At 60.6% G+C, this 14,820-nt stretch carries 8 protein-coding genes; all 8 read right to left on the minus strand.

The window, feature by feature from the left end:
- Window positions 1-62: 62 nt before the first annotated feature.
- Window positions 63-2,300 (minus strand): ATP-binding protein, encoded by a 2,238-nt coding sequence (locus tag CHB74_RS05655; RefSeq protein WP_089218650.1) that lies wholly within the window; start codon window positions 2,298-2,300, stop codon window positions 63-65.
- On the minus strand, window positions 2,297-3,589 hold the full coding sequence (locus CHB74_RS05660; protein WP_342746575.1) for a GIY-YIG nuclease family protein: 1,293 nt from the start codon (window positions 3,587-3,589) through the stop codon (window positions 2,297-2,299). Before CHB74_RS05660 ends, CHB74_RS05655 begins: the two co-directional genes overlap by 4 nt.
- Window positions 3,513-5,579 carry a DEAD/DEAH box helicase gene (locus CHB74_RS05665; RefSeq protein ID WP_089218652.1) on the minus strand — a complete coding sequence of 689 codons (2,067 nt, stop codon included), beginning with the start codon at window positions 5,577-5,579 and terminating at the stop codon, window positions 3,513-3,515. The genes CHB74_RS05660 and CHB74_RS05665 overlap by 77 nt, the downstream gene beginning before the upstream one ends.
- Window positions 5,576-8,353, minus strand: coding sequence for a class I SAM-dependent DNA methyltransferase (locus CHB74_RS05670; protein WP_089218653.1), 2,778 nt, complete (start codon window positions 8,351-8,353; stop codon window positions 5,576-5,578). The genes CHB74_RS05665 and CHB74_RS05670 overlap by 4 nt, the downstream gene beginning before the upstream one ends.
- A gap of 577 nt (window positions 8,354-8,930) precedes the next feature.
- The gene (locus tag CHB74_RS05680) at window positions 8,931-10,388 is read right to left on the minus strand and encodes a relaxase/mobilization nuclease domain-containing protein (protein ID WP_089218655.1); all 1,458 of its coding nucleotides are present in this window, start codon (window positions 10,386-10,388) and stop codon (window positions 8,931-8,933) included.
- Window positions 10,354-10,746 carry a plasmid mobilization protein gene (locus CHB74_RS22765; protein ID WP_425442244.1) on the minus strand — a complete coding sequence of 131 codons (393 nt, stop codon included), beginning with the start codon at window positions 10,744-10,746 and terminating at the stop codon, window positions 10,354-10,356. Before CHB74_RS22765 ends, CHB74_RS05680 begins: the two co-directional genes overlap by 35 nt.
- A gap of 518 nt (window positions 10,747-11,264) precedes the next feature.
- Window positions 11,265-13,859, minus strand: coding sequence for a type IV secretion system DNA-binding domain-containing protein (locus tag CHB74_RS05690; RefSeq protein WP_179220734.1), 2,595 nt, complete (start codon window positions 13,857-13,859; stop codon window positions 11,265-11,267).
- On the minus strand, window positions 13,859-14,599 hold the full coding sequence (locus tag CHB74_RS21925; RefSeq protein ID WP_179220735.1) for a hypothetical protein: 741 nt from the start codon (window positions 14,597-14,599) through the stop codon (window positions 13,859-13,861). Before CHB74_RS21925 ends, CHB74_RS05690 begins: the two co-directional genes overlap by 1 nt.
- Window positions 14,600-14,820: the final 221 nt, after the last annotated feature.

A 14,820-nucleotide genomic window follows, 5' to 3' on the forward strand; every position in this document is an offset into this window, starting at 1 on the left:
TGCCAACCGGGGAACCGCCCGCCGAAAGCGGCTACAGTCCCGCTCCCTTGTCCGCACGATAATCAGGCTTCGGGCGCGGCTCCATCCTCGGCTGCTGCATCGGCGGCATCGGGAGCAGCCACGTCCTCTGCCGGTGCGGGTTGTGGTTGGCGGGGCGGATTTGCTGGCCTGAAACGCTGCCTAAAGGCATCTTGGTCATTCAGGCGAATAAGGACCGGGTTTTCGCAGGACGACGCCTTGCCAAAGACAACAGCATGGCGGGCTTGCAGCGAAGGAAGGACATTGGCGTAGTCAGAGCCGATGTAGTTTCCGAGAAAATCTTTGCCGGTATCATCGAAAGTCCGCATAGCGAATATCGTGTTGCACTGGTTCAAGATCGTCTTGGTGACGTTCGCGGTGCGCTGCGTGATAAGCAGGCAACCAAGGCCATATTTTCGACCTTGCAAGATGGCTCTCGCACTGGTCGCTGTGGCTTGCTTGTCACCATCTGCCGCGACGGAGTTCCATTCGGGGACAAGCGAGTGGGCTTCCTCATAGACAAGGCAAAGGCGTGCTGTGTCCGTCATGCCTTTCTCCTGACAGACGAACAGCGCCGCGTCGGAGAAAATCGCGGTAATTTCCGAGGCTGTCAGATGCGATAACTCGGCATTGCCCTGAAACATACCGGACACTTGCTTGGTGACACGGAACTGCGCAGGGTTGAATACCCGCAAATAATGGTCGTCATCGTCAGCCAAGAACTCACGCATTTGCTTGACCACGGCCAGCTTGAAGGCGCGTCGGGAGCCTCCAAGCTCTCGATTTTGATGAGCCACGCCACCTTGTCCGGCGGCAACAAGCTCATCACGCTTGGCTTGCTCATGGATCGGCTCAATAAAGTCGGCCAGAAGCTGCTGATATTGGTTGGTCAGGTCGAGGCAGAGGACTTTGATGCCTTGTGCGATCATGCGTTCGACAAGTTCTATGGACAGATAGCTTTTGCCCACGCCGAGAATGCCGAGAATGGCGGTGTTATGGGTTACGCACTCTGACGGGTCGAGCCGGACGCCGTAGGGCGTGGACGGGAAGTAACCGATGCAGTCGCCTTCCGGTGCGGTGTCCTCGTTTTCAAGCATGAACACCGGAGCGTTGATGCGTGGTAACCACGGAACGGGGTTAAACTTCTGTGCGTTGGCATCCCATGTGCCAATCTTGCGCGCCTTGGCGCGAGCGTAACCGTATTTGTTTTTCTGCTGGACAACTTCCTCGCGGGTAATGCCGTCAACGACTTGGTAGATTACGCGTCGTTCATCGCCGATACGGGCTTCGATCAGGCTACCTTCTGCAAGACCGGAATCGTTGATAACCTCAAATTGGAGATATTCGGTGCTGGTGTCGCTATCCACGATGCCGCACAGGCGGCCTATCCATTGGAGCGCCTGAATCTGCTCCGCTTCATCGGGTGGCACCGTGATCGAAACCGCTATTGCGTCCTGCGATTTCGCAGGAAGCTGACTTGCGTAAGATGCGAGAGATTGCGGAAGCGGCGCGGTCAAGACACGCAACAGATTGCCTTCGTCGCGTCCGACATAATTGAGGGCAACGCCAAGCTGCTCCGGCCCATGGTGGTCGGCGACAACCATCGGTGTGCCACGGCTGATCGTTTTGGGTTCGACCTGTCGGACAAGGACAATGCCGGGGGATTGGTGCGCTGCGACCGTTCCCACAATGTCCTCTCGGCGCAGGGGCGGCTTGCTATTCAAGAACGCTGCAATGTAATCAACGAGCGATTCCAGCGGTCGGATTATCACTATGACGGCGAGTGTCGTCAGGATTGCGAAAACCTCCGCAGGCTGTTCGCGATGGAATAACCAGACCGCAACGATGATAAGCGCGGTAAATATGATGTTGGGGCTACCCAGCCCCTTTACGGCTCGCTCGCAGAGACGCCAGAAAACTCCCGGCTCGATGCCCGGCGCAGGCCGGAAAATCAGGACTAACAGTGATACGCCGGACACAAGCGCGAAAAGTCCGACAGCGAAGGCCAGCACCCAAGCATCGGGTGTCCCGCTCGGAATCACGGGCACAGCGGGAAGAATTGCTAACAGTGCAGCGACGGCGTTGGTCAGTGAATCGGCAGGTGGCGTGAAGTGTGGGTTGATAAGCCTGCTGCCGAAAAGCAGGCTTATGACACCGCTGACCAGCCACATAGCCTTGTTGTCGAGAGCAAGGCCGGTGCTGATAAACTGGGCTTGGACGGCAACAAGTATCGCCAGATAGATGACCAGAAGAACGGCACGGATTCTTGCATCTGATGTCACCCCGGTCGGCCCTCCCCGTCGCTCCGCACGAGCCGCGCGGCTTTCGGGTCATATATATAATGCGTGATCGTGCCGTCCTTGATCCGCTCCACGGCGTCATCGACGACGAAGCGCGGCACGAGGAACCATTCGCGCGGGATCACGGGATTGCCGAAGCGATCCTTGATTTCGATGTCGAGCCGCGCGGGGTCGAATATGCGGTGGATCAGATTTTCGAGCTTGGTGCGGTTGATGTTGTAGAGCGTGTAGGTCGCGACGATTTCAGCCTCGGCCATCAAAAAGGTCGGATCGAGTTTGGCGTTCGCGATGCGGCGTTGCACGTCACCGCCCGTCACGCCGATCTTGTGCAGCACGTCGCGATTTGCCGCGACTACAGGATGATCGGACTTACTGCGCAGCACGTAGATCGTGCCGCTGGCGGAGTCATCGTCATCAAGCTGCCCCGTGAACGGCGAAGCCTCCTCGCGCACAAACAACGGCCCTGCCTCGGGATCGGAGATGCGACGGCCCGCCTCGTCCTTATGCAATGCCCGCTGTAGCGAACGCATGAGCATATTGCTCTCGGTGCCGTTGTCGAACACCACGCGCAAGCGGGCATCGGTTCGTCCCTGCGCGTTGACGAAAATCTCGTCCATGTCGGCGACATAGGCTTTCTGACCGCCGACAATGAACCATGCGCCGGGGCGGATTTCGGCTTTCAGTTCGAACTCGCGCGATTTCCTGATCCCGCTTTCAAGATCGCGCTGCACCTGCTCGAACAGAGGCTTGAACGTCTCGAAATCCTCGCATTTTTCGCGGTTGGCGATTTCCTCGGCGGCGCGCTTTTCCTCTGCCGTGCGGACGTGGCGAAGTTCGGCAATATCCGACGAGCCTATCGCGCCCTCAAGCTCGGCAAGAAGCGCGTCCGTGTCCATATCGTCATCGGATATGGGGACGGGCGTTTCTCCACCCGCGAGCAATCCCTGATGATCCAAGGATTCAAGCAATGTCCGGCAATCTTCCTGTGCGCGCAGGCGATCAAGGCGCGTGGCATAGAGGCGCTCGAATATGTCTCGGCTCTCGCCGTGGCGCGGTGCGTGTCCGTGCTTCTCGACAAATCGCTGGATCTCCTCAAATCCAGCGATGATGCGTTCCTCGCGTGGTCCACGCCCGACCTTTTTCTCGGGCGCAGCGAAGTCGGAAAGCACGTCTGCCAGTGCATCAAGGTCGAGGTCATCCGTCATAGCGGCCCTCTTTCTTGAAGCGCATGAATGCGGCTGCGCCTTCGGCCAATCGCCGTTCCCACGCATCCGATGCTGTGATCGATGGCGGACGCTCGCGCTCCTTGATGAAGCGCGCGGCCCGCACGGCAAGCTCTTTCGCCTCGTCGGGCGACAGGCTGGTGCGCTTGCTGGCGATGGCGGCGGCGACCTGTTTCAGACTTTCCTCGCTCATGGTCTTGGCGAGAATGGCATAGGCTTCCTGAAACGGATTGATCCGGTCGATCAGGTCGATGTCGAGTTCGCGCACGTCCATCGCGAATTTGCGCACACCGTCGATCAGCGCGGTGTTCAAGCTCGGCTCCGCGTCGTCCTTTTTATCGTCGCCAAGCGCAATGCGCGCGGCCTGCTGGGTGAGATTGAGGGCGGCAATGGCGTGCTGGCGCACGGCCTCCTGATCCTCTTCGTCCAACTCGGGATATTTGTCCTTTATGATCTTGCCAAGGCGAAGCTGGGTCAGCTCTTCGGGAACCATCTCCTCGTCAAACAGGCCGCGCTCGATGCTGGGCTTATCCTGCACGAAGCTCGCGATGACCTCGTTCAAATCCTCTTTGCAGATGCGCGCGGCCTGCTCACTTTTGGGTTCGGTAAGCCCTTTGATCTCGATATGGAATTGGCCGGTCTGCTCATTGAAGCCGACATTGCACTTGTCGGGCTGATAGCCAGCGCCGCCGTAATCGAAGCCATCCTGCTTGCCGCTCTGCGGGTTCTTCGGCGTGAAGTTGAAACGCGGTGCGAGCACCTGCTCCATGAGCAAGCTGGCAGCAATGGCTTTGAGCGTATCGTTGATCGCCTCGGTGACAAGCGATTCCGCTGCATCGGGTTCGGCGATCAGATTCGTGAACCGTGCGCGAGTTTTGCCGGGTGCATCGCGGGTTGCGCGGCCAATGATCTGCACAATCTCTGTCAGGCTGGCGCGATAGCCGACCGTGAGTGCGTGTTCGCACCAAATCCAGTCGAAGCCCTCTTTCGCCATGCCGAGCGCGATGATGATGTCCACATGATCGCGGTTGTTCTTTTGCGCGGGGTCTTTCAGCGCGGCGGAAACGCGGTCGCGCTTCGACGGGTCATCATCGACAAGATCGGCGATGCGCAGTTTTTTCCCATCGGGTGTCGTGACGATCTGGAAGCCCGTGACGGGATCGGCACCTTCCCACTCGCCAAGCTCGGTGATGATGTGCTCCACCTCCTTGATCTTGTCCTTCGTGCTTTCGCGCGAATTGACGTTGGGGATGTGGATGATGGTTTTCTCGGCAGGATTCAGGACTTCGAGAATGTCATCGGTGTAGGAGCCGGAATAGAAGAAATAGCCGATGTCGAGCTGCTTGAGATATTCGTAGCCGTTGAGCTGCTCGTAATAGGTGTAGGTGACGGTATCGAATTTCGCCTCGTCGGTCGGCGCGAGCACGGCCTCGGCATCGCCCCGAAAATAGCTGCCCGTCATGGCGACGATATGCACCTTGTCGCGCGCGATGAACTCGCCAAGGTGCTTGCCCAGCACATTATCAGGGTTGGCGGAAACGTGGTGGAACTCGTCCACCGCGATCAAGCGGCCATCGAACGCCTCGACGCCGAAACGGTCCACTGCAAACCGGAAGGTTGCGTGGGTGCAGACCAGCACTTTGTCGTCGCTGGCGAGGAAACTGGCGACAGTGTTGACCTTGCCGCCGTCCTCGCCGGGTGCGTTGCAGAGATTCCACTTCGGCGCGACCGTCCAGTCAGCCCAGAATCCAAACTTGGTCAGCGGCTCGTCGGCGAAGCTGGAGCCGATGGATTTTTCCGGCACGACGATGATCGCCTGTTTCAATCCCTGATTGGCGAGCTTGTCGAGCGCGATAAACATGAGCGCACGGCTCTTGCCCGATGCGGGCGGCGACTTGATGAGAAGGTAAGGCTCTCCGCGCTTTTCGAACGCGCGCTCCTGCATCGCGCGCATCCCGAGCGCATTGGATTTCGTAGAGCCGCCGTTGCGGGCGTAGGTCACGGAAACGGATGGAACATTCTTTTTGTCGATGGTCATGCGCGTGCCCCCGCCTTCTTCTTGGCCGCGCCTGATCCTGCGGTCATCTTGGTGTAAAGTTCGAACAGCTTTTCGAGCCGCTCGGTATCGTTCTTGAATCTCCGCCCGATATAGATGCGTTCCAGCACTTCGTCGTTGCGCTCGTGCGCCTCGCGCAAATTGGCGGGCATATTTTCAGGATCGTAAAGATCGGCGATTGTCGCCGGGAAATGCGCTTCACGCGCCAGTAGGATGTCTTCAGCGCATCGAGTCAGATCGTCCTTGTTCTTCTCGGTTAGCGTCGGAACCGGAAAGGTATTCCAGCCAAGCGTATTGGAATAGCGGAAATCGGTTTTCAGTTTGCCGCAGACCGCTGCGACCCAGACAAGGTGGATGCGTGAGGCGATAATCGCCATATTCCACAGATCGGCGCGATAGAGGGCAAAGTTTGGAGCTTTAGCTATGGTTCGCTTGCCAAGAATGCCAACAGGAAGGTATGGACGGTTTTCGGAACTGACGCTTGGAATGAATATCGAATCTTCATCCCCTGTCTGTTTTACCTCGTCGAAGAGATAGGGTTTCGCAGCCTTTGCTCTTGTCGCATCCTTGCTACTTTCCAATCGCATTCTGCGAACGCCCTCTACCCGCTTCGCTATGGGCTCAATAGCAAGAGCTTCTTCAGCATTTCCTTCGTTAATCCAGATACAATATTCGGATTTTCCTTGGATGAATTCAGCAGCTCCAAAAATGCGACAAATAAATTTTTCTTTCTGTTCATCCGATAATTCTAATCTGGATAGCTCGTCACTATCTAGGAGCAAGTTACCCCCATCAGATGCCTTATTCCCAAATTCCATCTCTGAAACTTGGGTTATGGGCTTGGGTGATTTTGTGACTATTACGTTGTTTCCCGGTATAAGGTAAGCATTAATATTCTTTGTTGACTGAACAACAGACTGTCCGACATCATCAAAGCCAAATAATGGTCGCTCCTTCGCGACATTTCTGGCGATAGCAACGACAACGACAATGACGCCTGCGTTGTGGCTCGCCAGATTAGCCCATTTGAACGAGGTGTGGGCAAACGCGATTTCATGGCCTGTATCGAAGATTAAAGGCCAAAGCACAGGCACTTGTTGGCCTTGGCAGATCGAATTAGTAGAAACGAAAGCAGCAACCGCTGGTGTGTGCAAACCATAGTCTGCTGCTTTCATGAACCAGCCAGCGACGTAATCGAGAGACTTCCAGCCCGAAGTGCGATGGCCGAAAATTTGTTCTAGGTCAGATTTCTGCTCCTTATTCTGCCACGTCGAACCGAGATATGGCGGATTCCCGCAGATATAGGTTTCCCCACCCTCATTCTCGAAGTCGATCTGGGCCTGATCAAGTGGCGTGTGAAACAGATCATCACCCACTAATTTTACGCTTGTGCCAGTCGGCGGGCAGATAGAGAGCCAGTCAATGCGTAGGGCGTTGCCGCAAGTGATCCAGTTCTGCGCGTTCAGCGGCAGAAACTCGGCAAGCGCTAGTTTCTGCCCGCGATAGAGCGTATCGCACTGGAACTCGGCAATGATGAGCGCGAGCCGCGCCACTTCCGCCGGAAAATCGCGCAGTTCGATCCCGCGAAAATTCGTGAGGGGAATATCGGACGCACGGCCTTCCTCGCCGCGCCGTCGATTTATCTCGGCTTCGATCTCGCGCATTTCCTTGTAGGCGATGACAAGGAAATTTCCACTCCCGCAGGCAGGATCGAAAACGCGAATGCGCGCCATGCGATTACGGAGATTGAGCAGCTTGCGCCCACTGTCGCCTGCCTCCTCAAGCTGCTCGCGCAGGCTGTCGAGAAATAGCGGGTCGAGAATTTTCAGAATGTTGGGGCGGCTGGTGTAGTGCATACCCAGCGCGCCGCGCTCCTCATCATCGGCAACGGCCTGAATCATCGACCCGAAAATGTCGGGATTGATCTGCGTCCATTTCAGGCTGCCGATGTGCAGCAGATAGGATCGGGCGATCCGGCTGAAACGCGGAACCTCAAGGCTCCCCGAAAACAGGCCGCCGTTCACATAAGGGAACACGTTCGCCCATGAACGGATGCCCGCTGTCTGCCGATCGTTGATCGGCGTGTTCATGGCGCGGAATATCTCGGCGATCACCTCATGGGTGTTCGACGCATCCTTCTCGCTCATCTGGTCAACGGTGGCCGTAAACAGGCCGGTGCCGTTGAAGATGTCGGTGTCCTCCGCGAAAAAGCAGAAGATCAGCCGCGCCATGAAGTGATTCATGTCGGGGCGGCGGTCGGCCTTGCTCCACTCGGGATTGTCTTTCAACAACTCGACATAGAGCCGATTGAGACGGCTCGTCGCGCGAATGTCGAAGGCACTATCGCGCACCTGTTTGACGGTGCTGATCCCCGCCAAGGGCAGGAAGAAACCGAAATGTTCGGGGAACTCGGCGAAGGTGCAAGCCACCGTTTCGCCGGACTCGATGTCCTCGGCCTCGAACATGTCGCCGTCCGTGGCGAGGATGAATTGCGCTTTCGCCTTCGTCGTCGCGGGGCTGGATTTGAGACGCGCCAAGGTCGCGGCAACATCACCTTCGGCGGCGGCGGCAAGGTGGATATTGTTACGCTGCAATACGCCGCCAACATCGGAGCTGTTTGAGTGGCCATCGCGCAAACGCTTAATAGTCGCGGGCTTGTTACCGAATGCTTCGAGGAACTGGAACGGAAATTCTGCGGGATCAAAGGGGCTTTCTGCCAGTGCCGAAACGGCTTCTTCAATTTCGACGGCGTTCATTATTCCGCGTTTCCAAATCTCTACTGTGCAAATTGAGGTTTGCCACCCCTCAGAAAAGCCTGTCGGTCGAATCCCCCTCCCGCGCAGGCATGGCAAGGCCATAGCTGAATCGCGGCAGGGTTGCTATCTTGCCACAGCGCGTGGGTAATTTTATTTCGTTGTCGGCACAGATGCTTGGCATATATCGACTATCGCATCCACGGGGGTTTCAGGAATTGCCGTGCGCGGAATCTCGAACGTAGGCGGCGGCGCGACATGCGCGGCGGCTTCGGTCGCGGCGCCAGCGGCGGCGCTAGGAACATGGACCCGAAATCTGCACCGTCAACTGCGCCTTCGGACGTGCTGCCGGAAGTCGAAAAGAAGCTGGACGTGATTTCGCTATGGCTGGCACTGCCCGCCCCGCCCTTGCCCTTCTTGGTGCGTCGGGCGACCGCCATGAAGCGCGACACAAGGCGCGGCAACAGCGCAAGCGCGGCGTCGCGCACGAAACGCGATACCGATTTCGCGGCTTTAGGCACAAGGCTGGCAATCTGTCCCAGCAGCAGGCCCGGTTGCGATTGCAGGAAACGCGAGCCTGTCAGCGTGCGCGGGGATCTCGCTCCGGCCCTTCCCGCTCGCGCGCCAAGGCCTCCTGCTGCCGTTTCTCATACTCGCGCGCAAGCTGGCGCGCGCGCTCGTCGTCCTCGATGCGGCGTTTCAGGTCGCTGGCCTGTTCGCGCAACAGGTCAGCCCTTTCCTTGCCTTGGCGGTCAACAAGGGTGTCGATCTCCTGCCGCTGGGCGGCATTGAGGCCGGACACCATGATGCGGATTTCATCATTGCGGCGATCCTCAAGGTCGGCGGCGCGCCGTGCCTCGTCGGCAAGGCGCTGGCGGCGGGCTTCCTCGTCCACGGCCTCGCGGATATTGCGCCACATACGCTCAAAGCCCCCCGGCTCCTGCGGGCGCTCCGCGACCGCGCGCTGCGCCTGCTCCTTGGCGAAGTCCTCAATGGCCTTGGTCGCCTTCGCCTCCTGCTCCTGCTGCAAGGTTTCGACCTCGCGGGCATGGCGCAGCTCCTGCTCCTTCAATTCCACGCTATGCTGTTCCATGATCGCGCGGCGCAGCGACTCTATATGCGCGTCCTCCCATGTCGGCGCGGGATCGCGGTCGGAGGCTGGCGGTTCCTGCTGAGGCGCGACGTGTTCCGGCAGGCGGGGCTGTTCGGGCGTCGGCTCCGCACGGGTGGCCTCGCGGATAGCGGCGCGGGCTTCCTTCACGCTCGGCAGGCTCTCGGAATCTATGTCCACCATGAAGGCGCGAAGCTCGGCGGCTTTCACGCCGGGAAGCTGGCGGCCAAGGCTATGCGCCTTGGCGTCGGTATCAAGGATGACGAAATCGCGGCGATCACCGCGCGCCAGCACATAACCCGCGTCCTCAAGCGCGGCCTTGAAGGCGGGGCCGGTGTCGCTGGCCTCATACAGCGTCGTCACCTGTGCTTTACGCTCACGGTGATCGATACCGCCCCGCTCGGCCTGCTGCCATTCGTCGTGGCGGGCGTCGGCGGATGGAAACTCCGGCTGCACGTCACGGTCGCGCTTGGCGTGTTTGCCGGGGACATGCTCGTGACCGAACTCCTGCTCCATACGCAGGCTGGCGCGCTCATGGGCCTGATAATTCTGGCTGTCGCTGCGTAGGGTCATGGTGTCCATGTCGGCGCGCGCCCACACGACATGGATATGCTCGCGCCCGTTTTTCTCGTGCATGACTACGGCGCGGGGCTGGCCTTGCAAGCCAAGCTCCTCCTCCAATATCTCGACCGCCCGCGCCCATTGCTGCGGGGTCATTTCGTATTTGGTGTCGGGGTCGATATTGGCGTGATAAAGCCCCAGCTTGCCCTTGGTGGCGAGGGTGTAGGTCTGCCAGTCGCGGAAGGCTTCGGCGGTGGTGCCTGCGGAATCCAGTTGCAGGATTTCGACGCGCTCGTTGGTGTCAGCGCGGCCAAGGTGGTGGGCAAGCTGGCTAGGGCCTGCCCGACTCTTGCCCTTGATTATCACGGGCGGACTCCATGCCGAGGGCTTCGTATATGGCGGCGATCACTGCATGATATTGGTGCAGCGCGTCACGCAGTTGCGGCACGTCAATATCAAGGCCGCGATTGGTGTTGCGGGCAAGCTGGTTCAGGTTGTTGCCGACGCGGTTCAGCGAAGCCATGAGTTGAACAAGGGCGCGATGCTCTACGGGGCGGCGGCGGCGCGCGCGGGGGCCAGCTTCGTCAAGTCCGGCAGCACGGGCAAATGCGCCAACAGCAAGGCCAGCGCGCGAAGCCCGTTCTTCATATCGCGCGTATTCGTCGTCAGACACACGGAACGTAATGATGCGCGTCCGCTGCCGCTTGTCACTTCCTCTCGCCACCCGCCCTCCTGTAATGAAGGGTTCCAAGGCACCGCCTTGGTCGGTAGCAGGCCCGAAATGCCTGCCGGGGGTTCAGGGGTCGCTACGCCCTGATCTGGTTTCCAAAGGGCATGAAAGCCCTTTGGTCGAAGCCGCTGCCGAAACAGCGGTCGATGGGTTTCAAGGGAGCGCGAAGGCTCCTTTGGCGGAGACGCGGACACACCCGTTATTGCGGGGATGGCGGCGGCTCCGTCCAGGGTGCAGGGGCGGGAAGGCTCCTGCTCTGGGGGTTCCAACGGGGGGCATGAAAGCCCTCCCTTGGTCTGGGGATGCAACGGGGGCGAAGCGCCCCTTGCCAAGCGCGCGGTATTACCGCGCATGGCTTGCACCTCCAGTTATTAGCATAACATAGAATCGGTGGGGTGTCGAATACGACGCCCGCGCCTCCGCATAGATCGGGGCGGTCGGTTTGCGATGTGACATTATATCACAGGTTGCGATTCTGCGCGACGATGTTGCCGTGCGTATCGGGCGCGGCGTCAGAACTCATGTGTCAGCGCCACCACGTCCTGCCGCGCAATCCCCGCTCGCTGGATATGGGCGTAGGCGTGCCAGCGCCCCATTGCGATGAAGTCCGCCGGAGTCATGGCGGGGGTCATGGCGTTCCCCTCGGCGCGATATTGGCGGTCGCGATCTTCCTGCCGCCATGCCGCCTGCTGCTGGGCGCTCAAGGCCGCAAGCTGGGTGGCCTGATCGGTGGCGTCCGGCACGAAGCGCATATCGGGCGCATAGGTCGGCTTGGCGGTCGCCGCCCCTATGGCGGCGCTGTTCAGGAAGCCCCGCGCTGCGGCGAAGTAAAACCCCGCCCCGTCCGCGTCCGGTGGCGGTGCGTCATCGTCCAGCGGCGCGAAGGGCGACCAGCCGCTTATCAATTCCCGCTGGTCAAGACTCTCCCACTGGCCGTCGCCGAATACGCGGTTGCGCTCGAACTCGCCCGCCAGCCAACAGGCATAGGACACGGTGGCCTGATCTTCGCTGCGTAGAAATATCTTGCTGCGGGCTTGCTGCATGAAGTTGTCGGCGGCGTCCTTGCCCATCGCCTGCGTGAGCGCCGCCACGGTCTGCGTGGCGAATACGCCCGCAATTCCGGTGGAGCGCGCGACGTTCCAAAACGTCGCGTCGCTTAGGCCGGATGCGGGGTCAACGGTCGCCAGTTCCTGCACCTCGTCCATCATCACAAGGCAGGGCTTGGCTTGCGGGTTGCCGCCCTGCTTTTTCAGCGCGGCCTCGCGCCTCCGCGCTTCCCGATACAGCACCGTCTTTAGCAGGATGGCGACAAGGCGCGCGGGCAAGCCGTCCTCCATCGTATTCAGGGTCACAAGCGCGATCTTGCCATTAAGCGGCGCGTCCAGGTTGGCGGTGTCCTCGTCCAGCCCGCACAGGAAACGCTCGCGCAATTCTCGCGCGCCCGCAAAGCCGTCCATAAGCTGCGATATATTGGCGGTGATGCCCGTCTTGGTGTCCTTCGCCATATCCTTCCATGTGGCCGTCACATAGGACAGGCTGGCGGCGACATCGGACGCCGCCAGCACGCGGATGCGATCAACATGGCGCATATAGGCGTCCTGATCGCCCGCCGCGCTGGCCTCCTTCATGCCCTCAAGGCAGGCTATGTTCGCACGGCTGATCGCATCGCAGGCGGCTTGCAGTTTCTTCTCGTCCAGCACGGCCTGATACGCCCACCACAGGCTGGACGGGTGCGGACGCTTGGCTTCGGCTTCGCCCTCCGGCGTTGCGGCATAGGCGCGGCCAACGGTCAGCGCGTGGCGCATGACATTGGCGGCCATGTCCGGCCAAAAGCTATCGCCCTGCGCCCCGCCGACCTGCGTAAGCACCGAGCGCAGGACGGCGGCAATATGGTTGGGCGCGAGGCTGGCGGTGATGTTCACGCCGAGTTCGCCGGTGCCGGTGCCGATACGCAGCACGTCGCCCGACCGCCCTGCGGCGGCGGCGATCTTCTCGGCGTCATGCCACAGCACGCCCTTGGCATCGGTGATATATGCGCCGAAATCCGGCTGCGCGAATACCTGACGCAACAGCGGTTTCAGGACGGCGGTGGTCTTGCCGTCGCCTGTGCCGCCGAAAACGAGCATATGCTGGAACAGGGATTCCCCATCGAGAGCGAGGGCTTGCCCCTTGCTCGGCGCGGCAAGGTCGCCGCGCACGCGGAAGGTGCCTGTGCCGCTGCCGACCTGAAACAACGGCGAGTCTGCCAGATAGCCCGTGGCATGGGCGACCTGTCGCGCATAGCCTGTGCGGGCGATCTCCCGCGCTTCGGCGCGATACGGCCAGCGCACATGCGCGTCCTTGGATATAACCTCATAGGGGGCGGACGCTTCGCGCCGCCAATGCTCGATGGCGGCGACGGCGACAAGGATGCCGACGCCCACGGCGATCAACAGCCATGCGGCCAATAGGCCAAGCATGGTCATGGCACCGCCAAGCAGGCTTGCGGCGAAGTCCGCCGCAACGGCCTGCCACACCTGCCAGCCCGAAACATAGGCGGGCGCTTCATTGGGGAATTGTTCGAGCAAGACGGGCGCGGCAGTCGCGTCCTGCGACGCGACGCCCTTCCACGCCAGCAGCAGCAGCGGTTGCGCGACAAGGGCAATGAGCGCCGCCGCAAGGCCGCATTGTCCTGCGGCCTTGGTCAGCCCCGTGCTGAAATGACGGTCGGCCATCCACGGAATATCCTGCCCGCCGACCAGCTTGCCGTCCTCCCATAGCGGGCGGCGAATATCCTCCGGCACTTGGCTATAGAGGAACGGGTAGCGATCTTCCGGCCAAAGCTCGCGCGCGACGGCTTCGCGGTCGCCAGCGGGCAATCCGGTTTTGCGCGCGCCGATGCGCTCCACGCCTGCCGCGAAGCGGTCGCCCGCACTGGCGAGGAACGCCACGCGCGCGATCAGCCAGTTGACGGGCTTCCACAGCACATAGGCGGCAAGGCCGATGACAAACAGCGCGAGCGCCGGAATGAGATTGAGCGCCTTCCGCAAGATTCGGCGGGTGGGCGCAAACAGCAAGGCCAGCGCGACAAGGGCGACGATGACAACAGGGATAAGCCAGCCTGTCATTATTGCGCCTCGAACGCGGCGGCGGGCAACAGGCCGCGCATGGTCGCGGGGATGCTGGCCGGGTCGATGGCGGACGAACCGCACGGCGGCATCCCCTGCACGGCAAGGCAATAGTGCCGCCATGCGCCGGCGTCGTCGCGCCGCAACAGGCCGAAGATGCGCCGCACCTGCGGCGGCTCCCGATAGCTGGGGTTGGCGAAGTCCGCATAATAGCCGATCAGGATAGTGCGCCCGTCCTCGACGGCCTGAACGCCCTCGGCCTGCCAGTCGCCGCGCCAGAACGCATCGGGGGGCTGGCGCGTCACGGTGTCGGGCAAGCGACCCGTCCGGCCTAGCGCGTCAAGCGCGGCGGTCACTGCGACTTGGGCTGCGTCCGGCGTCTGCGCCTGAATGACGCGCTGCGGCGGCTGGCCGAGTCTCTGCCCTGCACCCTGCATATACCGGCTGACAGCGCGCCGATGCGCGTCTGCATAGGCGCTCTTGGCCTCGGCCACGCGCGTTGACGGCGGGGAATCCGGTAGTGACAGCGCCAGAATGAAGCCAAGGATGATCGCGGCGACCGCGCCCCAAAACAGGAATGGCGCGGCGTTGCGCCAGCGCGCCGCTCGCACATGGCCTTGCGTTACAAGCTGTTCCCATTGCCCCACAGCCAAGCTCCCCAGCTTGCCAGCATCGCAACGATTGAGACGACAAGCCAATGATTCAAGAGGGCATATTAAGCGGGAAGTCGATGCGATCAAGCATCCTGCTTATCGCTTACAGTTATGAGCGCGCAGGCGCGCGCATTGGTGTTGTTCTTTCTTTGCAGCACTATGACGGTTGGGAATTGTGCGTCTGCCTTCCCTGTCAGCCCGCCACCTCACGGCCTTCTTCATTTGCATCCTTGCAGGGGATTCGCCTTTACGTCCGCAAGCCGCGCAAGCGCGGCTTCTCCACTACGTTCCGCCGAGTGCGGCCAAGG

It is taken from the genome of Edaphosphingomonas laterariae (assembly GCF_900188165.1).
GTDB classification, from domain to species: Bacteria; Pseudomonadota; Alphaproteobacteria; order Sphingomonadales; family Sphingomonadaceae; genus Sphingomonas_E; species Sphingomonas_E laterariae.

What these genes read in the sequence shown, in the direction of transcription:
- CHB74_RS05660 (WP_342746575.1), bottom strand. Translation starts at nt 3,589, where the DNA reads ATGCGTGGGAACGGCGATTGGCCGAAGGCGCAGCCGCATTCATGCGCT.
- CHB74_RS05665 (WP_089218652.1), bottom strand. Translation starts at nt 5,579, where the DNA reads ATGACCATCGACAAAAAGAATGTTCCATCCGTTTCCGTGACCTACGCC.
- CHB74_RS05670 (WP_089218653.1), bottom strand. Translation starts at nt 8,353, where the DNA reads ATGAACGCCGTCGAAATTGAAGAAGCCGTTTCGGCACTGGCAGAAAGC.
- CHB74_RS05690 (WP_179220734.1), bottom strand. Translation starts at nt 13,859, where the DNA reads ATGACAGGCTGGCTTATCCCTGTTGTCATCGTCGCCCTTGTCGCGCTG.